Source organism: Stenotrophomonas sp. Steno-Z2 (assembly GCF_056393235.1).
Map to the genome: position 1 here is coordinate 1 of NZ_JBWJOY010000012.1, position 22,571 is coordinate 22,571.

Annotated in this window: 20 protein-coding genes; 13 read left to right on the forward strand and 7 right to left on the reverse strand. The window is 70.3% G+C overall.

What is annotated here, in order from left to right; translation table 11 throughout:
* Positions 1–66: 66 nt before the first annotated feature.
* Positions 67–1,308 carry a phosphoglycerate dehydrogenase gene (serA, locus tag AC06FP_RS16200; protein ID WP_456116278.1) on the reverse strand — a complete coding sequence of 414 codons (1,242 nt, stop codon included), beginning with the start codon at positions 1,306–1,308 and terminating at the stop codon, positions 67–69.
* A 196-nt stretch (positions 1,309–1,504) separates the two neighbouring features.
* Here serA and AC06FP_RS16205 point away from each other — a divergent pair, with 196 nt between their 5' ends.
* The 4 genes from AC06FP_RS16205 (at position 1,505) to AC06FP_RS16220 (ending at position 6,305) form a co-directional block, all read left to right on the forward strand.
* Complete coding sequence (locus tag AC06FP_RS16205; RefSeq protein WP_478076242.1) at positions 1,505–2,893, forward strand: FAD-binding oxidoreductase; 1,389 nt, start codon at positions 1,505–1,507, stop codon at positions 2,891–2,893.
* A 72-nt stretch (positions 2,894–2,965) separates the two neighbouring features.
* A complete protein-coding gene (locus tag AC06FP_RS16210) occupies positions 2,966–3,265 on the forward strand; it encodes a DUF2388 domain-containing protein (protein ID WP_478076243.1) in 300 nt (99 codons plus the stop codon).
* Between the two features lie 2 nt (positions 3,266–3,267).
* Positions 3,268–5,130, forward strand: coding sequence for a DUF7844 domain-containing protein (locus AC06FP_RS16215; protein WP_478076283.1), 1,863 nt, complete (start codon positions 3,268–3,270; stop codon positions 5,128–5,130).
* On the forward strand, positions 5,127–6,305 hold the full coding sequence (locus AC06FP_RS16220) for a two-component system sensor histidine kinase NtrB (protein WP_478076244.1): 1,179 nt from the start codon (positions 5,127–5,129) through the stop codon (positions 6,303–6,305). The genes AC06FP_RS16215 and AC06FP_RS16220 overlap by 4 nt, the downstream gene beginning before the upstream one ends.
* A gap of 310 nt (positions 6,306–6,615) precedes the next feature.
* On the opposite strand, the gene yeiP is transcribed toward AC06FP_RS16220, so the two are convergent.
* The 6 genes from yeiP to AC06FP_RS16250 form a co-directional block, all read right to left on the reverse strand.
* Positions 6,616–7,182: an elongation factor P-like protein YeiP gene (gene yeiP, locus AC06FP_RS16225; protein ID WP_456116274.1), complete on the reverse strand. Its 567-nt coding sequence runs from the start codon at positions 7,180–7,182 to the stop codon at positions 6,616–6,618.
* A 67-nt stretch (positions 7,183–7,249) separates the two neighbouring features.
* A complete protein-coding gene (locus AC06FP_RS16230; RefSeq protein WP_456116273.1) occupies positions 7,250–8,020 on the reverse strand; it encodes an SDR family NAD(P)-dependent oxidoreductase in 771 nt (256 codons plus the stop codon).
* Between the two features lie 86 nt (positions 8,021–8,106).
* Positions 8,107–8,682 (reverse strand): hypothetical protein, encoded by a 576-nt coding sequence (locus AC06FP_RS16235; protein WP_478076245.1) that lies wholly within the window; start codon positions 8,680–8,682, stop codon positions 8,107–8,109.
* Positions 8,683–8,687: 5 nt separating this feature from the next.
* Positions 8,688–9,299 (reverse strand): hypothetical protein, encoded by a 612-nt coding sequence (locus tag AC06FP_RS16240; protein WP_478076246.1) that lies wholly within the window; start codon positions 9,297–9,299, stop codon positions 8,688–8,690.
* A 157-nt stretch (positions 9,300–9,456) separates the two neighbouring features.
* Positions 9,457–10,362, reverse strand: a complete 906-nt coding sequence (locus AC06FP_RS16245) for a hydroxymethylglutaryl-CoA lyase (protein WP_478076247.1) — start codon at positions 10,360–10,362, stop codon at positions 9,457–9,459.
* Positions 10,359–11,156, reverse strand: a complete 798-nt coding sequence (locus tag AC06FP_RS16250) for an enoyl-CoA hydratase-related protein (RefSeq protein WP_478076248.1) — start codon at positions 11,154–11,156, stop codon at positions 10,359–10,361. The genes AC06FP_RS16245 and AC06FP_RS16250 overlap by 4 nt, the downstream gene beginning before the upstream one ends.
* A 118-nt stretch (positions 11,157–11,274) precedes the next feature.
* On the opposite strand from AC06FP_RS16250, the gene AC06FP_RS16255 reads away from it, so the two are divergent.
* The 9 genes from AC06FP_RS16255 (at position 11,275) to recJ (ending at position 22,569) form a co-directional block, all read left to right on the forward strand.
* On the forward strand, positions 11,275–11,520 hold the full coding sequence (locus tag AC06FP_RS16255; RefSeq protein ID WP_478076249.1) for a FeoA family protein: 246 nt from the start codon (positions 11,275–11,277) through the stop codon (positions 11,518–11,520).
* Positions 11,517–13,379: a ferrous iron transport protein B gene (feoB, locus tag AC06FP_RS16260; RefSeq protein ID WP_478076250.1), complete on the forward strand. Its 1,863-nt coding sequence runs from the start codon at positions 11,517–11,519 to the stop codon at positions 13,377–13,379. The genes AC06FP_RS16255 and feoB overlap by 4 nt, the downstream gene beginning before the upstream one ends.
* Positions 13,379–13,633, forward strand: coding sequence for a DUF6587 family protein (locus tag AC06FP_RS16265; protein ID WP_478076251.1), 255 nt, complete (start codon positions 13,379–13,381; stop codon positions 13,631–13,633). Before feoB ends, AC06FP_RS16265 begins: the two co-directional genes overlap by 1 nt.
* A gap of 129 nt (positions 13,634–13,762) precedes the next feature.
* Entirely contained in the window at positions 13,763–14,488 is a 726-nt protein-coding gene (gene dapB, locus AC06FP_RS16270) for a 4-hydroxy-tetrahydrodipicolinate reductase (RefSeq protein WP_478076252.1), read from the forward strand.
* Positions 14,489–14,693: 205 nt separating this feature from the next.
* Positions 14,694–15,821, forward strand: a complete 1,128-nt coding sequence (gene carA, locus AC06FP_RS16275) for a glutamine-hydrolyzing carbamoyl-phosphate synthase small subunit (protein WP_478076253.1) — start codon at positions 14,694–14,696, stop codon at positions 15,819–15,821.
* A gap of 108 nt (positions 15,822–15,929) precedes the next feature.
* On the forward strand, positions 15,930–19,172 hold the full coding sequence (gene carB, locus AC06FP_RS16280; protein ID WP_478076254.1) for a carbamoyl-phosphate synthase large subunit: 3,243 nt from the start codon (positions 15,930–15,932) through the stop codon (positions 19,170–19,172).
* Between the two features lie 8 nt (positions 19,173–19,180).
* Positions 19,181–19,645: a transcription elongation factor GreA gene (greA, locus tag AC06FP_RS16285; RefSeq protein ID WP_478076284.1), complete on the forward strand. Its 465-nt coding sequence runs from the start codon at positions 19,181–19,183 to the stop codon at positions 19,643–19,645.
* A gap of 274 nt (positions 19,646–19,919) precedes the next feature.
* Positions 19,920–20,849 carry a phosphoglycerate mutase gene (locus AC06FP_RS16290; protein ID WP_478076255.1) on the forward strand — a complete coding sequence of 310 codons (930 nt, stop codon included), beginning with the start codon at positions 19,920–19,922 and terminating at the stop codon, positions 20,847–20,849.
* Positions 20,842–22,569: a single-stranded-DNA-specific exonuclease RecJ gene (gene recJ / locus AC06FP_RS16295; RefSeq protein WP_478076256.1), complete on the forward strand. Its 1,728-nt coding sequence runs from the start codon at positions 20,842–20,844 to the stop codon at positions 22,567–22,569. Before AC06FP_RS16290 ends, recJ begins: the two co-directional genes overlap by 8 nt.
* The last annotated feature ends 2 nt before the right edge of the window (positions 22,570–22,571 follow it).

Sequence of the window (22,571 nt, forward strand, 5' to 3'; positions counted from 1 at the left end):
TCCTACAAGGGCTGCCCCGCGGGCGTGGTTCGCCGCTCCTGCGAAAGCGACTTGGCCGCGAGCGCCTCAGTACAGGATGCGGGTGCGCAGCGTGCCTTCGATCGCGGCCAGTTCGCCGCGGATCGCATTGGCCTGTTCCTCGGTGGCGGTGATGTCCACCACCACGTAGCCCAGCTTGGGATTGGTGCGCAGGAACTGGCCGTCGATGTTGAGGTTGTGGCGCGAGAACACTTCGTTGAGCCGCGACAGCACGCCCGGCACGTTGCGGTGGATGTGCAGCAGGCGCAGGCTCTGTTCGTGTTCGGGCAGGGTCACTTCCGGGAAGTTGACCGCCGACAGGGTGCTGCCGTTGTCGCTGTAGCGCACCAGCTTGGCGGCCACCTCCACGCCGATGTTGTCCTGCGCTTCCAGCGTGCTGCCGCCGACGTGCGGGGTCAGGATCACGTTGTCGTGCGCGGTCAGCGGCGACTCGAAGCGGTCGCCGTTGCCCTTGGGCTCGACCGGGAACACGTCCACCGCGGCGCCGCCGATGTGCCCGGAGCGCAGCGCCGCGTCCAGCGCCTCGATCACCACCACGGTGCCGCGCGCGGCGTTGATCAGGTGCGCGCCGCGCTTCATCCTCGCCAGCTGCGGCGCGCCGATCATCCATTGCGTGGCCGCGGTTTCCGGCACGTGCAGGGTGACGATGTCGGCGCGGGCGAGCAGGTCGTCCAGGCTGGCGGCCGGCTGCGCGTTGCCCAGCGACAGCTTGGTCTCGATGTCGTGGAAGATCACCTGCATGCCCAGCGCTTCGGCCAGCACGCCCACCTGGGTGCCGATGTGGCCGTAGCCAACGATGCCCAGCGTCTTGCCGCGCACCTCGTGGCTGCCGTCAGCCGACTTGGACCAGCCGCCGCGGTGGCATTGCGCGTTCTTCTGCGGCACGCCGCGGGTGAGCATGATCGCCTCGGCGATGACCAGTTCGGCCACCGAGCGGGTATTGGAATAGGGCGCGTTGAACACCGGGATGCCGGCCAGCTCGGCCGCTTCCAGGTCCACCTGGTTGGTGCCGATGCAGAAGCAGCCGGCGGCGATCAGGCGCTTGCCGTGCGCCAGCACCTCGGCGGTGAGCTGGGTGCGCGAGCGCAGGCCGACGATGTGCGCCTCGGCGATGCGCGCCTTCAGTTCGTCTTCCGGCAGGGCCTTGGTGTGGTATTCGATCTGGGTGTAGCCAGCCGCCTTGAAGGTCTCCACCGCGGTCTGGCTGACCCCCTCCAGCAACAAAACACGGATGTCCTGCTTCGGGAACGAGGTTTTCTTGGGCGACATGGCGGTGGCGGCTGTGCGGGCGGAGGGAGTTGCCGACTATGCCAGAAGCGGCCGCCTTTTGTGCACTGCGACAGCCGGTAATGTGTTGATAAGCCGACGGTTTCAGTTGAATCCATCGCCATTGCATGCGGCCGCTGGACGTGCCGCGCCGTGGCTGGCAGGCTTGCCGGTTTCCCCTGCCGAGCACGCCGCCGCCATGACCGATCCGCGCCTGGACTCCCTGCTGCACTCCTGCCCGGGGCTGCGCCTGAAGACCGATCCGGCCGATCTGGAGCACTACGGGCGCGACTGGACCCGGCGCTGGACGCCGGCGCCGCTGGCCATCGCGCTGCCGGGCAGCGTCGAGGAGGTGCAGGCGGTGGTGCGCTGGGCCAACGAACACACCGTCGCGGTGGTGCCGTCCGGCGGCCGCACCGGCCTGTCCGGCGGCGCGGTGGCGGCCGACGGCGAACTGGTGCTGAGCCTGGAGCGGCTGAACAAGGCGCTGGACTTCAACGCCGTGGACCGCACCCTGACCGTGCAGGCCGGCATGCCGCTGGAGGCCGTGCACAACGCCGCGCGCGAGCACGGCCTGCTTTACCCGGTGGACTTCGCCGCGCGCGGCTCCTGTTCGATCGGCGGCAACATCGCCACCAACGCCGGCGGCATCCGCGTGATCCGCTATGGCAACACCCGCGAATGGGTCGCCGGGCTCAAGGTCGTGGCCGGCAACGGCGAACTGCTCGAGTTCAACAAGGGCCTGATCAAGAATTCCAGCGGCTACGACTTCCGCCAGCTGCTGATCGGCTCGGAAGGCACGCTCGGCATCGTGGTCGAGGCGACGCTGAAGCTGACCGACCCGCCGCCGGCGAGCAACGTGATGCTGCTGGCGCTGCCCTCGTTCGAGGTGCTGATGCGGGTGTTCGCCGCGTTCCGCGAGCGCCTGCAGCTGGAGGCGTTCGAATTCTTCACCGACCGCGCGGTGCACCATGTCACCGCGCACGGCGCGCCGTACCCGTTCGCGGAGACCTACCCGTACTACGTGGTGACCGAATACGCCGCCGCCGACGAGGCGGGCGAGGCCGCGGCGCTGGCCGCGTTCGAGCACTGCATGGAGCAGGGCTGGGTGCTGGACGGGGTGATCAGCGCCAGCGAGGCGCAGGCGCAGCAGCTGTGGCGCCTGCGCGAGGGCATCACCGAGTCGCTGGCGCGCTACCGGCCGTACAAGAACGACGTGTCGGTGCGCATCTCGGCGATGCCGGCGTTCCTGGACGAGGCGCAGGCGTTGATCGGCGGCGCCTACCCGCATTTCGACGTGGTCTGGTTCGGCCATATCGGCGACGGCAACCTGCACATCAACGTGCTCAAGCCCGACGACAGCTCCGACGCCGAATTCCTCGGCCAGTGCGAGCAGGTGACCAAGCTGCTGGCGCAGGTGCTGCAGCGCTTCCACGGCAGCATCTCGGCCGAGCACGGCATCGGCCTGGTCAAGAAACCCTACCTGTCCAGCACCCGCGACGCGGCGGAGATCGCGCTGATGCGCGGGGTCAAGCGGGCGTTCGACCCGTTGGGCTTGATGAACCCCGGCAAGCTGTTCGATCCCTGAGCGCGTCCCGGTGGGCCATCGGCGGCGACGGCCCGTTATGCTTGCCTCCCGTTCCATGATTCCCGCACGCCGATGATCCGTCCGATCCTGTTCCTTGCCCTGGCCGTCCTGCCGTTGTCGGCCCTGTCTTCCAGCTTTGCCGGCACCACGGCCGGATCGTCGGCCGGTGCGTCGTCGCACTCCAGCAGCAGCTCGTCCGGCGACGACAAGGTGGTGCTGGATGCGCGCGACGATGCAGCAGCCTTCGTCGCCAGCAACGGCACCATCCGCGGTGCCTGGCTGGAGGCGGCCCTGGTGCACCTGCGCGAGCGCGACGCCGTCGCGCGCGATGCCAGCGACATGGCGCTGGCGCGGAAGATCCTGGCGTTGTGATCCTGGCCTGCCGGCGACCGCGCCGGTGGTACCGGGCCTTGCTGCTGTGCGCGGCCATCGCCGCGCCGGCGCAGGCCGCACTGCGGATCGAGGTCGCCGCCGATGGCGTGTCCGCGCAGGAACTGCAGGCCAGCCGGCAGCTGATCGAACAGGTACTGGCGCGCCTGCCCGCGCCGCTGCGCGATGGCCACGAGCTGGCGCTGCGCCTGCGCTGGCGCGAGGACCTGCCGGCGCATGTCGCCGGCCGCGCGCGCGGCGAGGAGCTCGGACTGGACCGCCGGCTGCTCGCGGCCTTGTCCGGCGGCGGGGCCGACGCACCGGCGCCGGCCTGGCGGCAGGCGCAGGCCGCGCTGATCCACGAACTGGCGCACGCGCTGGACCGGTCCGCGGCGGGCGGCTGGTCGCGCGACGCGCGCTTCCTTGATCTGGCCGGATGGCAGGTGCGGCCGTTGCTGCCGGGCCGCGGCCGCAACCGCTTCGTGCTGCGCAGTCCGGACCGCTACGAGCTGCACAGCCCGGCCGAGTTCTTCGCGGTCAACCTGGAGCATTACCTGCTCGACGCCGACAATGCCTGCCGGCGGCCGGCGCTGCACCGCTGGTTCGCCGCCACGCTGGGGCCGCTGCCGGCGCCTGCGCCCGCGGCCTGCCCGACGGCGCTGCCGTTCGTGGAAGCCGGCGAGCAGGACGGCATGGGCGACCTGCTGGAACTGGACCCGGCGCGCGTCTACGAAGTCGATTACCTGCTGGCCGAGGGCAACGGCCAGCCGATGAGCCGCTGGGGCCACAGCATGCTGCGGCTGGTGGTCTGCGCGCCCGGGCGCGCGCCGGGGCCAGCCTGCCGGATGGACCTGCAGTACCACCAGGTGCTGTCCTTCCGCGCCTTCGTCGGCGACGTGCAGCTGTCCAACTGGCGCGGCCTGACCGGCTCGTATCCGTCGCGCCTGTTCGTGCTGCCGCTGGACCGGGTGGTGGAGGACTACACCCGGGTCGAGCTGCGCAGCCTGTCGTCCACGCCGCTGCGGCTGCGGCGCGAGGAGATCGCCGCGCTGCTGGAGCAGGCCGCGCGCGTGCACTGGTCCTACGACGGGCGCTATTACTTCGTCAGCAACAACTGCGCGGTGGAAACCTGGAAGCTGCTGCACGACGGCGTGCCGCGCCTGGCCGGGCAGCGGCTGTCCTCGATCACCCCGGTCGGCCTGCTGCGCCGGCTCGAGCGCGGCGGCGTCGCGGCACCGGTGCTGGCCGACGACCGCGCCGCGGCGATACGCGCCGGTTACTACTTCGAATCGGACGCGCCGCGTTACCGGCAGCTGTTCGATGTGGTGCGCGCGGGCCTGCAGCCGCCCGTGGCCGACGTGGAGCGCTGGCTGGACCTGCCGCCGGGCGAGCGTCGCCGCTGGCTGGACGCGGACGACGAACGCGTGCTCGCCGCGCTGCTGGTACTGGAACAGGCGGCCTGGCGGCGCGGCGAACTGCGCGTGCGCGACCTGCTCAAGCGCCGCCTGCTGGCGCGCGGCGGCGACGCGACGGCGCTGGAGCGCGTCCGCGGCCTGCTCGAACAGGCCGGCCTGCTGCTGGCGCCCGGTGCGCTGGCCGGCGGCGGCTACGGCCTGCCGTCGGAGCGCGAACGCGCCGGTCTCCGCCGCGACGTGGCCGGGCGCACGCAGGCCGCGGGCGAGCAATGGCGCTCGCTGCGCGGCGCGCTGCGCGACCTGCTGCCGCAGGCCGAGCGTGCGCGCCTGGATGGCGTGGAATCCAACCTGGAACACCTGCGCCAGCGGCTGCGCATGCGGTACGGTAGCGGCGCCGCCGCCATCGCCGATGCGCCGCTGCGGCCCGCGAACGCCACCGGAGACCGGGTTTGAACCAGCAGTCACGCCATCTGCCGCGCCATGACGACGACAGCCGCCTGATGCAAGGCATGATGCAGCTGCGCTCCTGCGCCATCCTGGAGCTGGACGATGACGGCCTGATCCGCAACGGCACCGCCGGCGTGGCCGCCATCTACGGCTATGCGCGCGAGGAACTGCGCGGGCGCAGTTTCGCCTGCCTGTTCAGTCGCGCCGACCAGGAGCGCGGCGTGCACCTGGCGCTGCTGGCGCGGGTGCGCGAACGGGGCATCGAGCAGTCCGCCTGCCCGCTGGTGCGCAGGGACGGCACCCGTTTCCGCGCGGCGCTGACCCTGGAGCGTGGCGTGTTCGAAGGCGGGGGGCCACGCATCCTGATGGTGGTGCGCGACATCACCGAGTTCTTCCAGGACCAGAAGCGCGTGCACGAGGCGCAGGAAAGCGCGATGCGCGCGCAGCGCCTGGATGCCCTGGGCAAGCTCACCCTGGAACTGGCGCACGACTTCAACAACCTGCTGTCGGTGATCGCCAGCAGCCTGGACATGCTGTCCGCGCGCCGTGCCGAGGACGAAGGCACGCGGCGGCTGCTGGACCTGGCGCACCTGGCGGTCGAGCGCGGCACGCGCCTGACCCGGCAGATGCTGGCGTTTGGCCGCGGGCAGGCGCTGGTGCCGCAGCTGAGCCAGGTCAACGACCTGCTGGCGGCCTCGCAGGCGCTCTACCGGCGGGTCTGCGGCGATGGCGTGCAGGTGACGCTGGACCTCGCCGATGACCTGCCGCCGGTCGCACTGGATGTCGGCCAGCTGGAAGCGGCGCTGCTGAACCTGCTGGGCAACAGCCGCGACGCGATGGGCGGCAGCGGCCGGGTGCTGCTGCAGACGCGGCTGGAGCAGCGCCCGCACGCCGCCGGCGCCGGCGACGCGGGCTACGTCCGCATCACCGTCGGCGACAGCGGGCCGGGCATCGGCCGGGACATCCGCGACACCGTGTTCGAGCCGTTCTTCACCACCAAGCCCGACGGCGAGGGCAGCGGACTGGGCCTGAGCCAGGTGCACGGCTTCGCCGCGCAGTCCGGCGGCAGGGCCGAGATCGGCACCTCGGTGCTGGGCGGTGCGGCGGTGTCGATGTACTTCCCGGTGGCGCAGGACCCGCCCGGCGCCCCGGCGCAGGCGGCGGGCGAGCGGAATCCGTAGCCCGGCCAGGCGGTTCGCCCGCAGCCGGCGTCGTGCCCTGCGCCGATGGTGCGCGCAGAGGCGGTCGCCCACGCCCAAGCCCTTGGGCGCGCCGTCGAAGCGGCGTGGGCGGAGGGGGCTGCGCTGGCCGTGGCACGCAGGCGCGCGTCCTGCGGTAGCCCCGGCACGATGCGGAGGGGCGGGAGGGGAAGGGCGGATCGACGGCGGCCGGGTTGCCGGCGCGCAGCGGCACTTCCGTCATGCCATCGCGCCGGTCCGCGCAGACGACGACGGCGCCGCGTGGGCGCCGTCGCCTGCCTTGTCCGCCGGATCAGTCGGCGCGGCCGCCGAACTCGCCGGTGCTGGTGTTGACCAGGATGCGCTCGCCGTTGGCGATGTATTCCGGAACCATGATCTCGATGCCGGTATTGAGCTTGGCCGGCTTCGGGCGCTTGGTGGCGGTGCCGCCCTTCAGTTCCGGCGGGGTTTCCACCACTTCCAGGGTCACGTGCTGCGGCAGCTGGATCGCCACCGGCTGCTCGTCGATCACCTGCACGTAGATGCCGGTCAGGCCCTCGGTGATGTAGCCGGCGTCGTCGCCGATCACGTCCGCGTCCAGCGTGTAGGGGGTGTAGTCCTCGTCGTCCATGAACACGAAGGCGTCGCCGTCCATGTACGAGAAGGTGGACTGGCGGCGCAGCAGCTCGACTTCCGGCAGGTTGTCGTCGGCGTCGAAGCTGGCGTCGAGCTTGTTGCCGCCCGGCACGCTGTACATGATGAAACGGAAGCGGACGTTGCCGCCGCGGCCCTGCGGCGAGCTGCGCTCGATGTCGCGGATCTGGTAGACGCCGTTGTTGTATTCGACGACGTTGCCTTTCTTGATATCGCTGGCTTTCATGCTTGGAAAGTCGGTTGGGGTAAGGGGGAAATCGAAGCGGGCGCCTTGTGGGCGCCCGCGGGGTGGATCACTTGGGCGCCAGGCGCACGGCGCCATCCAGGCGGATGGTTTCGCCGTTGAGGTAGGTGTTGCCGATGATGTGGCCGACCAGCGCGGCGAAGTCGTCCGGCTGGCCCAGGCGCGACGGGAACGGGATCGAGGCGGCCAGCGATTCCTGCACGTTGGCCGGCATGCCGTCCACCATCGGCGTCCAGAACACGCCCGGCGCGATGGTCATCACGCGGATGCCGAAGCGCGACAGCTCGCGCGCCATCGGCAGGGTCATGCCGACCACGCCGCCCTTGGAAGCGGAATAGGCGGCCTGGCCGATCTGGCCCTCGTAGGCGGCGACCGAAGCGGTGTTGATGATCACGCCGCGTTCGCCGTCGCTGCCGGCCTCGTTGTGCTGCATCAGGTCGGCGGCGGCCTTGGCCACGTTGAAGCTGCCGACCAGGTTGACCATCACCGTGGCCTGGAAATTGGACAGCGGCATCGGCGCCTCGCGGCCCAGTACGCGGCCGGCGCCGAGGATGCCGGCGCAGTTCATCACCACGTTCAGCCCACCCAGGAACTCGCGCGCGGCGGCCAGGTTGGCGGCCACGCCGGCCTCGTCGGTGACGTTGGTGGTGAAGTAACGGGCGTTGTCCGTACCCAGTTCGGCGACCGCGGCGGTGCCTTTTTCCTCGTTGAGGTCGAACAGGGCGACCTTGCCGCCATGGGCGACCAGGTACTTGGCCACGGCCAGGCCGAGGCCGGAGACGCCGCCGGTGACGACGGCGCGGACGGAGGACAGCTGCATCGGGACGATCCCTGCAATGGGTTGGCCGGTGATTCTAGCCGATGCAGATGCGACCGGCGGTGCCGGACGCATCACCCCGCCAAGGGTCATTCGGACGCAGTGGTTTTCGTTGCTGCGATGAATTCGGGGTCGGCCAGTAATTGCCCGATCAGTTTCTGGACGGTCGTTCCGTAGTTGTCGATGCCGGCCTGGATCGCTATCGCGCCGATGAACGACGACTTCCATTCGTGCCGGCTTTGCAGGGTCTTGTCATAGACAATTTGTCCCTGTCGCCTCAATACGAAACGTGCCCCAACTTCAGCTGAGCCGGTTTTGACTCCGGCAACATTGAGTGCATTGCGTACCAGTTGACCATCCATGCGCAGGTCATGCCCGGGTACATACCCGCCGGATATCTGCAGCTCGGCAATCAGCGCATCACGCAAATAGGTGGCGTATGTTCCATCCGAACCGCCCTGGAGGCTTGAACCGCGCATGCTCAACTTGCGGTTCTGGACACCTTCCGAGGCCGTGAATGCACCCACGTCCATGACGGGTCGGGCCTGCAGGATGAGCGAGCTGTTCTCCACGCTGGGTTGATATTTCGGAACCGGGGTGGAAACGCAGGCGGTGGCCATCAGGCCCATGGAAGATACGAGCAACGCTTTGAAGATCAATTTCATGGCCATCATTCCTTGGCGAAAGCGTTCTGTTTGTTCAGGTCCTTCAAAGCATTCCAGATCATCTGCTGGACGATCTGGTTCAGCGCATCACGTGCGGGCATCGCGGTGAGGCCCATTGGGGCGGAATGATTTCCGATCGTGGTATGCAGGGCGTGCTTGACGGTGGTCGACGTGGTCTTTCCCCCGTGCACGTATTCAACATTGCAGACATACCCATCCGTCACCTGCGAGCCGGCCAGGCCAAGCGTGAGACCGGTGCCGAAGCCCTTGGCGGCGGCGTTGTCGGTGATGACCACGTTGTCTATCGTGATTTTCAGCTGCCCTGCTGTCCGGTCGTCGGCGGCGGGAGCGATGCTTGAGAAAAGTCCCGACTCGGCGACAGCTGCAATTGCCTGCCCCCTCAGTTCGGCAGTGGCACTGGTGTTGGCATTGCCCTTGGTCCGGAACTCGAACAGTACATGCGCAGGCTGCGGAGAAGGCGGAGGCAGGAGCTCGCTTTTGCTGATCAGCGGCAAGGCCGGGTCGACATAGAATTTCATTGACAGGCAACCCGACAGAGTCAGGCACGCAGCGGCCATCAGGCCTGCGATGCGCAGGCCGCGAAAGAATGCAGTCATTATTTCCCCTGTTTCCGTCGGTTATCCGGCAGCCCCCGCTACCGTGCAGCGGAGCATACAGGCGGCTGCGCGCTGGTCGCAATGGAAATATTTTCGCCGGGAGCCGGGGCGTGATGTTCCGGCTCTGCATGGTTCTCGACGGTCGGGGGAATTCCGGTTATGCCGGATTCTCCGGGCGGTCCATCGCCTTGCCGGCCTTGCTGCCGTTGTCGCGGCCCAGCACGCCGGCCAGCCAGCGCCCGGTGTCGGCCAGGGCCGGCAGGTCGATGCCGGTGTCCATGCCCATGCCGTGCAGCATGTAGACCACGTCCTCGCTGGCGACGTTGCCGCTGGCGCCGCGCGCGTAGGGGCACCCGCCGGTGCCGGCCACGGCCGAATCGACCACGCGCACGCCGTCCTCCAGGCAGGCGGCGATATTGGCCAGCGCCTGGCCGTAGGTGTCGTGGAAGTGCACGGCGAGCGCGGCCATCGGCACTTCGGCGGCCACCGCGCGCAGCATCGCGCGCGCCTTGCGCGGCGTGCCGACGCCGATGGTGTCGCCCAGCGAAATCTCGTGGCAGCCCATGGCATGCAGCGCGCGCGCCACGCGCACCACGTCGGCCAGAGGCACCTCGCCCTGGTAGGGGCAGCCGAGCACGGTGGACACGTAGCCGCGCACCGGGATGCCGTCGGCCTTCGCCCGTGCCAGCACCGGCGCGAAGCGCTGCAGCGATTCGTCGATGCCGGCGTTGGTATTGGTGCGGTTGAACTGCTCGGAGGCGGCGGTGAACACGGCCACCTCCCGCGCCCCGGCCGCCAGCGCGCGTTCGTAGCCCTGTTCGTTGGGCACCAGCACCGGGTAGGCGATGCCGGGGCGGCGCTGGATGCCGGCCATGACCTCGGCGGCGTCGGCCAGCTGCGGCACCCACTTCGGGCTGACGAAGCTGGTGGCCTCGATGGTGCGCAGGCCGGTGGCCGACAGCCGGTCGATCAGCGCGATCTTGTCGGCGGTGGCGACCTGCCGTTTCTCGTTCTGCAGGCCGTCGCGCGGGCCGACCTCGACGATGCGGACGAAATCGCTCATCGCCGCTCCCCGGCGGCCCAGCGCGGCGGGCGCTTGTCGAGGAAGGCGGACAGCCCCTCGCGGCCTTCGTCGGAGGCGCGCAGCGCGGCGATCAGGCCGGCATTGGCGCGGTCCAGCGCGTCGCGGTCGCCGCCTGCTGCATGGACTTCGCGCACCAGCACCTTGGCCGAAGCCGCGGCGACCGGGCCGGCCCTGCCGATCAGGTCCAGCTGCGCCTGTACCGCGGCGTCGAGCGCGTCGGCGGCGACCACCTGGTGCACCAGGCCGATGCGCAGCGCGGTGGCGGCATCGAAGTGCTCGCCGGTGGCGAACCAGCGCCGCGCCTGGCGCGGGCCGATGGCGGCGATGACATAGGGCGAGATCACCGCCGGCAGCAGGCCCAGGCGGCTCTCGGTCAGGCCGAAGCGCGCGCCCTCGGCGGCGATGGCGATGTCGCAGCAGGCCACCAGGCCGACGCCGCCGCCGAAGCTGGCGCCGTGCACGCGGGCGATGGTCGGCTTGGGCAGTTCGTCCAGGGTGCGCATCAGCCGCGCCAGCGCCAGCGCATCCTGGCGGTTTTCCTCCTGCGAGGCGCCGGCCATGGCGCGCATCCACTGCAGGTCGGCGCCGGCCGAGAACGAGGGGCCGCTGCCGGCCAGCACCACGGCGCGCACCGCCGGGTCGGCGCCGACGGTTTCCAGCGCGGCGGTGAGGGTGGCGATCAGCCCGGCGTCGAAGGCGTTATGCAGCTCGGGACGGTTCAGGTGGAGTGTCGCCACGGCCTTGTCGTGGCGAACGAGCAGTGCATCGCTCATCGGATTCCATGCGTGCTTGGGTGCCCGAATCATAGCGGAGCGCCCGGGGCAGCAAGACCCGGCGCGGTGGTGCTAGAATGATAACCATTCTTATCAACTCATCCAGAGGCGCCGTTCAGTGACGTTGTCAGATTTGCCGCTGCATGCACCCGCGCAGGTGGAGGCGGTGCAGGACCTGCATGCCAATGATGCGATCGCCCGGCGCTTGCGGGAGCTGGGCTTCGTCAACGGCGAGGACGTAAGCGTGGTCGCGCGCGGCCCGCTGGGCGGCGAACCGCTGCTGGTGCAGGTCGGCTTCACCCGCTTCGCGCTCCGGCGCAGCGAGGCCGCCCGCATCCGCATCATCCGGGAGGTGGCGGCATGAGCGCGGCGGCGGGCGTGTCGCGGCTGGCCCTGGTGGGCAACCCGAACTGCGGCAAGACCGCGCTGTTCAACCAGCTCACCGGCAGCCGGCAGAAGGTGGCCAACTACGCCGGCGTCACCGTCGAGCGCAAGGAAGGGCGCATGCGCGGGCCGTCCGGGCGCGAGTACGCGGTGCTGGACCTGCCCGGCGCCTACAGCCTGCAGCCGGCCAGCCTGGACGAGGCCATCACCCGCGACCTGTGCCGCGGCTTCTACCCCGGCGAAGCCGCGCCCGACGCGCTGGTGTGCGTGATCGACGCCACCAACCTGCGCCTGCACCTGCGCTTCGCGCTGGAAGTGCGCGAGCTGGGAAAACCGATGATCGTGGCGCTGAACATGGTCGACGCCGCGCGCCGCCGCGGCATCGAGATCGACGTGGCGGCGCTGGAGCAGGCGCTGGGCGTGCCGGTGGTGGAAACCGTCGCGGTGCGCCGCAACGGCGCCAGCGACCTGGTCGCGCGCATCGACGCGATGATGCCGCAGCTGGCGTCGATGGCGCCGCCGCAGGTCGTGCCGGCCGCCGACCATCACGCCCAGGTCCGCGACATCCTGGCCACCGCGGTGCGCATGCCCACGCGTACGGCGAAGATTGATGACGCGCTGGACCGCTGGCTGCTGCACCCGGTGTTCGGGCTGCTGACCCTGGCGGTGGTGATGTTCCTGATCTTCCAGGCGGTCTATGCCTGGGCCACGCCGCTGATGGACGGCATCGAGGCCGGCTTCGGCTGGCTGGGCGAGGCGATCGGCGCGACCCTGCCGGAAGGGCCGCTGAGCAGCCTGCTGGTGGACGGCATCATCGCCGGCGTCGGCGGCGTGGTGGTGTTCCTGCCGCAGATCCTGATCCTGTTCTTCTTCATCCTCGCGCTGGAGGAGTCCGGCTACCTGCCGCGCGCGGCCTTCCTGCTGGACCGGTTGATGGCCGCGGCCGGCCTGTCCGGGCGCTCGTTCATCCCGCTGCTGTCCAGCTTCGCCTGCGCGGTGCCGGGCATCATGTCCACGCGCAGCATCCAGGACCCGCGCGACCGGCTGGCGACGATCCTGGTCGCGCCGCTGATGACCTGCTCGGCGCGGCTGCCGGTGTACGCGCTGCTGATCGGCGCGTTCATCCCGCAGAAGACGGTATGGGGCGTGTTCAACCAGCAGGGGCTGGTGCTGTTCGGCCTGTATGCCGCCGGCATCCTGAGCGCGCTGGCGATGTCGTGGACGATGAAGAAGTTCCGCCGCGACAAGGGCGAGCACCCGCTGCTGCTGGAGCTGCCGTCCTACCGCCTGCCGCACCCGCGCGACCTGGCGGTCGGCCTGTACGAGCGCGGCATGATCTTCCTCAAGCGCGTTGGCGGGATCATCCTGGCGCTGACCATCCTGCTGTGGTTCCTGCTGTCGTTCCCGGCCGCGCCGGCCGACGCTACCCTGCCGGCCATCGACTACAGCTTCGCCGGCCGCATCGGCCATGCGATGGCGGTGTTCTTCGCGCCGCTGGGCTTCAACTGGCAGATCTGCATCGCGCTGATCCCCGGCCTGGCCGCGCGCGAAGTGGCGGTGTCCTCGCTGGCCACGGTGTATGCGCTGTCGGCGGCCGACGACGATGCCGCGGCGCAGGCGCTGACCCCGCTGATCAGCGACGGCTGGTCGCTGGCCACCGCGCTGTCGCTGCTGGTCTGGTACATCTACGCGCCGATGTGCATTTCCACGCTGGCCACGATCAAGCGCGAGACCAACTCGTGGAAGCAGATGGCGTTCGCCACGGTCTACCTGTTCGCGGCGGCCTGGCTGGCCTCGCTGGTCACCTACCAGGTCGCCGTGGCGCTGGGGGCGGGCTGATGGACCGGGGCCTGCTGCTGCAGTACGCGATCATCGCCATGGCCGTGCTGGCCAGCGCGTGGGTGGTGCTGAAGAAGCAGTTCCCCGGCACCGTGCGGCGGCTGCGCGGGGCGCTGGCGCTGTGGCTGGCCAAGCCGCAGCGCTCGCCGCGCCTGCAGGCGCTGGGACGCCGGCTGGCGCCGCCCGCCGCCGGCGGCGCTGGCGCCTGCGGTGGCTGCGATGGCTGCGGGCCGACGCCGCCCAAACAGCATTGAACCTTTCCTGGCGGCGCGGGATGCGGCAGGGCGGTGACCGGCAATGCGCGGGCTCACTTGCGTCGTTCCGGCGCACGCCGGCACCCCGTCGCTTGTCTCCCTGCATCACAAGGCGGTAGTTTGCCTGCCATGACGACTCCCACACGTTTGCTGATCCACGGTGCTTCTGGTCGCATGGGCCAGGCCCTGCTGCGGCTGGCGGCGGAAGATGTTTCGCTGCAGGTGGTCGCCGCGGTGGTGCGCAGGGCGCCGGCGCAGCGCGTGATCGACGGCGTGCCGCACTTCGCCGCCAGCGAGCTGTCCGGCGCGCCGGACTTCGACGTCGCCATCGATTTCAGCCTGCCCGAGGGCTTCGACCCGGTGCTGGCGCTGTGCGTGGCGCGCGGCGCGGCGTTCGTCTCCGGCACCACCGGCATCGACGCGGCGCAGCAGGCGGCGCTGGCCGCCGCGGCGCAGCGGATTGCGCTGACCTGGGCGAGCAATTTCAGCCTCGGCGTGGCGGTGCTGGCCGACCTGGTGGAGCGGGCCGCGGCCAGCCTGCCGGGCTGGGACTGCGACATCGTCGAGTCGCACCACGTGCACAAGAAGGACGCGCCGTCCGGCACCGCGCTGACCCTGGGCGAGTCGGCCCGCCACGGCGGGGCCGAGCCGCATTACGCCAGCCTGCGCGCCGGCGACATCATCGGCGAGCACCTGGTCCAGTTCACCGGCCTGGGCGAGCGGGTGGAGCTGGTCCACCGCGCCACCAACCGCGACATCTTCGCCCGCGGCGCCCTGCACGTGGCGCGCCAGCTGCACGGCCGGGCGCCGGGGCGTTATTCCGTACGCGACCTGGTGGCTGCCGGCGCCGGCTGAACAGGCGCCGGCCGGAGGGCAGGGCGGCCGGGCGGCGGCCCACGCGGCGCTGGCGCCGATGGCGCCCATGCCATTACAATTCCCGCTCGCCGAATCACGTCAGCCGGACCGGTTTACACCGCCGTCCGCGCTTTTTTGCAACCGGTTTTTGCCGTGAGCGCAGGCGTGGCTTCGGAGCCCCCTCGGTAGCCAAAGTGAGATTCCCGTGACCCAAGCCGCAATCCTCGTGCTCGAAGACGGCACCGTATTCGAGGGCGAATCCGTAGGCGCGCCCGGCCTGTCCGTGGGTGAGGTGGTGTTCAACACCGCCATGACCGGTTACCAGGAAATGCTGACCGATCCGTCCTACGCCAGGCAGATGATCACCCTGACGTATCCGCACATCGGCAACACCGGCACCAACGAGCAGGACAACGAGGCAGCGCAGGTCTGGGCCGCCGGCCTGATCGTGCGCGACGTGCCGCGCCGCCCGAGCAGCTGGCGCAACCAGTTGCCGCTCCAGGACTGGCTGGTCCAGCGCGGCGTGGTCGCCATCGCCGGCATCGACACCCGCAAGCTGACCCGCATCCTGCGCGAGCGCGGCGCCCAGAACGGCGCGCTGATGGCCGGCCTGGACATCGACGTGGACAAGGCGCTGGAAGCGGCGCGCAAGTTCCCCGGCCTGAAGGGCATGGACCTGGCCAAGGTGGTCAGCACCGACAAGCCTTACGCCTGGCGCGAAGGCCAGCTGGACCTGGACAGGAACGAATTCGTCCAGGCCGAGCCGAAGTTCAAGGTCGTCGCCTACGACTTCGGGGTGAAGACCAACATCCTGCGCATGCTCGCCGAGCGCGGCTGCGACCTCACCGTGGTGCCGGCGCAGACCCCGGCCGCCGAGGTGCTGGCGATGAACCCCGACGGCGTGTTCCTGTCCAACGGCCCGGGCGACCCGGAGCCCTGCGACTACGCCATCGCCGCGATCAAGGAATTCGTGGACCGCAAGCTCCCGACCTTCGGCATCTGCCTGGGCCACCAGCTGCTGGGCCTGGCCTCGGGCGCGCGCACCATGAAGATGGGCCACGGCCACCACGGCGCCAACCACCCGGTGCAGGACATCGACAGCGGCCGGGTGATGATCACCTCGCAGAACCACGGCTTCGCCATCGACGAAAGCACGCTGCCGGCCAACCTGCGCGTGACCCAGCGCTCGCTGTTCGACCAGACCATCCAGGGCGTGGAGCGCACCGACGCGCCGGCATTCTCCTTCCAGGGCCACCCGGAAGCCTCGCCCGGCCCGCACGACGTGGCGCCGCTGTTCGACCGGTTCATCGCGATGATGGACCAGGCCAGGTAATCCACCGCCGGACCGGCCTCCCGTTCCGGCACGGCCGCGACGGATGCGGCCCTCCAGCGCACGTTTTCACTCACTGCGGCCCGCCGCAGCCCCCATGCGAGTACTGAAATGCCAAAGCGCACCGATCTAAAAACCATCCTGATCATCGGCGCCGGCCCGATCGTCATCGGCCAGGCCTGCGAGTTCGACTACTCCGGCGCGCAGGCGTGCAAGGCGCTGCGCGACGAGGGGTACCGCGTGGTGCTGGTCAACTCCAACCCGGCCACGATCATGACCGATCCGGAGATGGCCGACGCGGTCTACATCGAGCCGATCAACTGGCAGACGGTCGAGAAGATCATCGACAAGGAGCGCCCGGACGCGCTGCTGCCGACCATGGGCGGGCAGACCGCGCTGAACTGCGCGCTGGACCTGGCCGACCATGGCGTGCTGGAGAAGTACGGGGTCGAGCTGATCGGCGCCAAGCGCGAAGCCATCCGCATGGCCGAGGACCGCGAGCTGTTCCGCGTGGCGATGCAGGAAATCGGCCTGGAATGCCCGAAGGCCGCCGTCGCCCATACGCTGGAAGAGGCGCTGGAGATCCAGACCCGGGTCGGCTACCCGACCATCATCCGCCCGTCCTTCACCCTGGGCGGCAGCGGCGGCGGCATCGCCTACAACCGCGAGGAACTGGTCGAGATCGTCAACCGCGGCCTGGAGCTGTCGCCGACCACCGAAGTGCTGGTCGAGGAATCGGTGCTGGGCTGGAAGGAGTTCGAGATGGAAGTGGTCCGCGACACGGCGGACAACTGCATCATCGTCTGCTCGATCGAGAACCTGGACCCGATGGGCGTGCACACCGGTGACAGCATCACCGTGGCCCCGGCGCAGACCCTGACCGACAAGGAATACCAGCGCCTGCGCGATGCCTCCATCGCCGTGCTGCGCAAGATCGGCGTGGACACCGGCGGCTCCAACGTGCAGTTCGGCATCAGCCCGACCACCGGCCGCGTGGTGGTGATCGAAATGAACCCGCGCGTGTCGCGTTCCTCGGCGCTGGCCTCCAAGGCCACCGGCTTCCCGATCGCCAAGGTCGCGGCCAAGCTGGCCGTGGGCTACACCCTGGACGAACTGAAGAACGAGATCACCGGTGGCCTGACCCCGGCCTCGTTCGAGCCGTCGATCGACTACGTCGTCACCAAGATCCCGCGCTTCGCCTTCGAGAAGTTCCCGGCCGCCGACGCGCGCCTGACCACGCAGATGAAGTCGGTGGGCGAGGTGATGGCCATGGGCCGCACCTTCAAGGAATCGCTGCAGAAGGCGCTGCGCGGCCTGGAGACCGGCAAGATCGGCCTGGACCCGACCGGCCTGGACCTGGGCAGCGAGGACGACATCGCCACGCTCAAGCGCGAACTGAAGGCGCCGGGCCCGGAGCGCCTGTTCTACGTGGGCGATGCGTTCCGCGCCGGCATGAGCGTGGACGACGTCTACGGCCTGTCCTGGATCGACCCGTGGTTCCTGGACCAGATCGAGGACATCATCGCCGACGAGAAGCAGGTGCACGCCGAGGGCATCGACGCGCTGGACGGCAGGCGCCTGCGCGCGCTCAAGCGCGCGGGCTTCTCCGATGCGCGCCTGGCGCAGCTGACCGGCACCAACGAAGCGGCGATCCGCGCGCTGCGCCGCGCGCACAAGGTGCGCCCGGTGTACAAGCGCGTGGACTCCTGCGCCGCCGAGTTCGCCACCAGCACCGCCTACCTGTACTCGACCTACGAGGACGAGTGCGAGGCCAACCCGAGCAGCCGCGACAAGATCATGATCCTCGGCGGCGGCCCCAACCGCATCGGCCAGGGCATCGAGTTCGACTACTGCTGCGTGCATGCCGCGCTCGCCCTGCGCGAGGACGGCTATGAAACCATCATGGTCAACTGCAACCCGGAGACGGTCTCCACCGACTACGACACCTCCGACCGCCTGTATTTCGAGCCGCTGACCCTGGAAGACGTGCTGGAAATCGTCGAGCTGGAACAGCCCAAGGGCGTGATCGTGCAGTACGGCGGGCAGACCCCGCTGAAGCTGGCGCGCGCGCTGGAAGCCAACGGCGTGCCGGTGATCGGCACCTCGCCGGACTCCATCGACCTGGCCGAGGACCGCGAGCGCTTCCAGAAGCTGGTGCAGGAGCTGGGCCTGAAGCAGCCGCCGAACCGCACCGCGCGCACCGCCGACGAGGCGCTGGCGCTGGCCCGCGAGATCGGCTACCCGCTGGTGGTGCGCCCGAGCTACGTGCTCGGCGGCCGCGCCATGGAAATCGTCTACGGCGAATCCGACCTGGCGCGCTACGTGCGCGATGCGGTCAAGGTCTCCAACGATTCGCCGGTGCTGCTGGACCACTTCCTCGACGCGGCGGTGGAAGCGGACGTGGACATCATCTGCGACCGCGAGGGCAACGTGCTGATCGGCGGCGTGATGGAACACATCGAGGAGGCCGGCGTGCACTCGGGCGATTCCTCCTGCTCGCTGCCGCCGTACTCGCTGTCGCCGGCCACGCAGGACGAACTGCGCCGGCAGGTGCGCGAGCTGGCCAAGGCGCTGAACGTGGTGGGCCTGATGAACACCCAGTTCGCGATCCAGACCGATGCCGACGGCAACGACGTGATCTACCTGCTGGAAGTGAACCCGCGCGCCTCGCGCACCGTGCCGTTCGTGTCCAAGGCCACCGGCGTGCCGCTGGCCAAGATCGCCGCCCGCTGCATGGCCGGCATGAGCCTGGTCGAGCAGGGCGCCACCACCGAGGTCGTGCCGGACTACTACTCGGTGAAGGAGGCGATCTTCCCGTTCGCCAAGTTCCAGGGCGTGGACCCGATCCTCGGGCCGGAGATGCGCTCCACCGGCGAGGTGATGGGCGTGGGCCGCAGCTTCAGCGCCGCCTTCGCGCGCGCGCAGGAAGCCGGCGGCATCAAGACCCCGCCGCCGGGCAAGGCCTTTATCTCGGTGCGCGATGCCGACAAGCCGCGCGTGCTGCCGGCGGTGCAGGGCCTGGTCGAGCGCGGCTACTCGGTGGTCGCCACCCGCGGCACCGCCGCATGGCTGCAGCAGCAGGGCATCGCCTGCGAGGTGGTCAACAAGGTGGTCGAAGGCCGCCCGCACATCGTGGACAGCATCAAGAACGGCGAGATCGTCTACATCGTCAACACGACCGAAGGCCGTGCCGCGATCAACGACTCGTTCTCCATCCGCCGTGAGGCGCTGCAGCAGCGCGTCACCTATTCGACCACGGTGGCCGGCGCCAAGGCGCTGGTGCAATCGCTGGAATTCCGCGGCACCGGGCCGGTCTGGTCGCTGCAGGAACTGCACAAGGAGTTGAACGCATGAGAGCCCCCATCACCCTGAAGGGCGCGCAGCGCCTGCGCGAGGAGCTGGAACACCTGAAGTCGGACAAGCGCCCGAAGGTGATCGCCGCGATCGCCGAGGCGCGCGAGCACGGCGACCTGAAGGAAAACGCCGAGTACCACGCCGCGCGCGAGGAGCAGGGCTTCATCGAAGGCCGCATCAAGCAGCTGGAAGGCGAGCTGTCGCATGCCGAGATCATCGACATCAGCAAGCTCAACGCCGGCAGCAAGGTGGTGTTCGGCGCGACGGTGACGCTGGCCGACGTGGAGAGCGACGAGGAAAAGCGCTACCAGATCGTCGGCGACCTGGAAGCGGACATCAAGCTGGGCCTGATCGCCATTTCCTCGCCGGTGGCGCGGGCGCTGATCGGCAAGAACGAGGGCGACACCGTCGCCATCGCCGCCCCGGCCGGCCAGCGCGAGTACGAGATCGTCAACGTCGAGTACCTGGATTGATCCGGGCCGTGCGGGGCTTGTCCCGCACGGAGCGTTGCCGGTGGTCCGCCGCCCCTTTCCCTTCGGGTGAGGGGCGGGGCGAACCGCTCGCCGCATGCCTGACCTTGCGGCCAACGGCGGCCTCCCGGTTGTTTTCCAGCCGGCGCGCGGCGATGCGTTCCTCGTTGCAGCGACCGGGAGTTCTTTGCGGCGCGGCTTCTCCCGTACCCTCACCCGCCCCCTTCGGGGCACCCTCTCCAACAGGAGAAGGGTTGGCAGAACCCCGAGGACGTTCATGACCCACGCCAAAGCCACCCTGCTGCTTCCCGCCCGCAGCCGCTTCCCGGGCGGCACGCTGCCGGCGCAGGTGGCCACCGCGCTCGGCCGCGCCGAGCGCGGCGAGGGCGAGCCCGGCGAGTCGGCGCAGCTGCGCCGGCACTTCGACGTGCAGCCGGATGCCTGGTCGGCCGCCGCGCTGACCCGGCAGGTCGACGCCGGCGATGCCGCCGGCAGCCTGTGGCTGCGCGCCGACCCGGCCAACGTGGCGCCGGACATGCAGGGCGCGCGGCTGATGGCGTCGGCCGAGACGCTGCGCCTGGAGCCGGCCGACACGGCCGCGCTGCTGCCGGCGCTGCAGCCGCTGTTCGCCGGGTTCGGCTTCCAGCTCGACGCGCCATCGCCGGCGCGCTGGTACCTGCGCCTGCCCGACGACACGCCGCTGCCGGCCTTCACCGCGCCGGACCGGGCGCTGGGCGACGACCTGTTCGAGCACCTGCCCGAGGGCGACGACAGCCGCCGCTGGCGGGCGCTGTTGACCGAGGCGCAGGTGGTGCTGCACCAGCATCCGTGGAACGAGCAACGCATGGCGCAGGGCCGGCGGGCGGTCAACTCGCTGTGGTTCTGGGGCGCCGGCCGGCTGCCGCAGTCGGTGCGCACCGGGCATGCGCAGGTACGCAGCCGCGACGCGCTGCTGCAGGGGCTGGCGGCGATGGCCGGCGTGCGTGTCGACGGCGACCAGGCCGTCGATGCGCTGGTGGACCTGCGCCAGCTGCGTTCGCTGGACCAGCTCACCCGCGATGCCATCGCGCCGCTGCTCGATGCCATCGGCCGCGGCGAGCTGCGCGAGCTGCTGCTCGATTTCGAGGACGGTGCGCGCTACCGCATCCATCGCGGCCAGCGCTGGCACTTCTGGAAGAAACCGCTGGCGACGCTGCACGATGACTGAGGTGCTGAAGATCGTCCGCCGCGAGGCCGTCGAAGGCGGGCAGTGGGACGAGGACATGCTGCCGCTGCTGCGCCGCATCTACGCCGCGCGCGGCGTGCGTTCGGCGCAGCAGGCGCAGCCGAAGCTAGCGCAGCTGCACCCGCCGGAGCTGCTCGGCGGCATGCAGGCGGCGGTGCAGCTGCTGGCCGCGGCCATCGCCGCGGGCCGCCGCATCCTGATCGTCGGCGACTTCGACTGCGATGGCGCCACCGCCTGCGCGGTCGGCGTGCGCGGCCTGCGCCTGCTCGGCGCGCGCGACGTGGTGCACGCCGTGCCCAACCGCATGCTGCACGGTTACGGCCTGTCGCCGTCGCTGGTGGCCGAGCTGGCCGCGCTGCAGCCGGACCTGCTGGTGACCGTGGACCACGGCATCGCCTGCCATGCCGGCGTGGCCACGGCCAAGGCGCTGGGCTGGCAGGTGCTGGTGACCGACCACCACCTGCCCGGGGAACAACTGCCGGCGGCCGATGCCATCGTCGATCCCAACCTCGACGGCGATGCGTTCCCGAGCAAGGCGCTGGCCGGCGTCGGCGTCATCTTCTACGTGCTGATGGCGCTGCGCCGGCACCTGCGCGAGGCCGGCGCGTTCGCCGACGGCAAGGGGCCGGACCTGACCCCGCTGCTGGACCTGGTGGCGGTGGGCACCGTCGCCGACCTGGTCGTGCTGGACGACAACAACCGGGCGCTGGTGGCGGCGGGCCTGCGCCGGCTGCGCGCCGGCCAGGGCTGCGTGGGCCTGCAGGCGCTGATCGAGGCCAGCGGCCGCGACGCGCGCCGGCTGACCGCCAGCGACATCGGCTTCGCCCTGGGGCCGCGCCTGAACGCCGCCGGCCGGCTGGAGGACATGGCCCTGGGCATCGAACTGCTGCTGACCGAGGACGCCGCGCAGGCGCGCGAGATCGCCGCGCTGCTGGAAGAAATCAACGCCGAGCGCCGCGCCGTGCAGCAGTCGATGACCGACGATGCGGAACGGGCGGTGGCGCGCGTGCTGCTGGACGGCAGCGGCGGGCGCCCGGTCGCGGCCTGCCTGTTCGACGCGCAGTGGCATCCCGGCGTGGTCGGGCTGGTAGCCTCGAAGATGAAGGACCGCCTGCACCGTCCGGTGATCGCTTTCGCCCCGGCCGAACCGGGCGCGGCGGCGCTGCGCGGTTCGGCGCGCTCGATTCCCGGCTTCCACATCCGCGACGCGCTGGCCGCGGTGGATGCGCGGCACCCCGGCCTGATCGAGCGTTTCGGCGGCCATGCCATGGCCGCCGGCCTGAGCCTGCCGCAGGAGCGGCTGGACGCCTTCCGCGAAGCGTTCGAGCGGCAGGTGCGGGCGATGCTGGACCCGGCCCTGCTGCAGCAGCACCTGCTCAGCGACGGCGAACTGTCCGCCGCCGAACTGGATTTCCGCCATGCCGAGGCGCTGCGCCTGGCCGGGCCCTGGGGCCAGGGTTTCCCCGAGCCGCTGTTCGACGGCCATTTCGAAGTGGCGCAGTGGCACGTGCTCAAGGAGCGCCACCTGAAACTGGCGCTGCGCCTGCCCGGCATGGCCGGCACGCTCAATGCCATCCATTTCGGCGGCTGGACCGGCAATGCGCCGGGCCGCCACGTGCACCTGGCCTACCGCCTGGTCGGCGACGACTACCGTGGCGGCGGTGCGATCCAGCTGATCGTCGAGCACTGCCAGGCGGCGTGAGG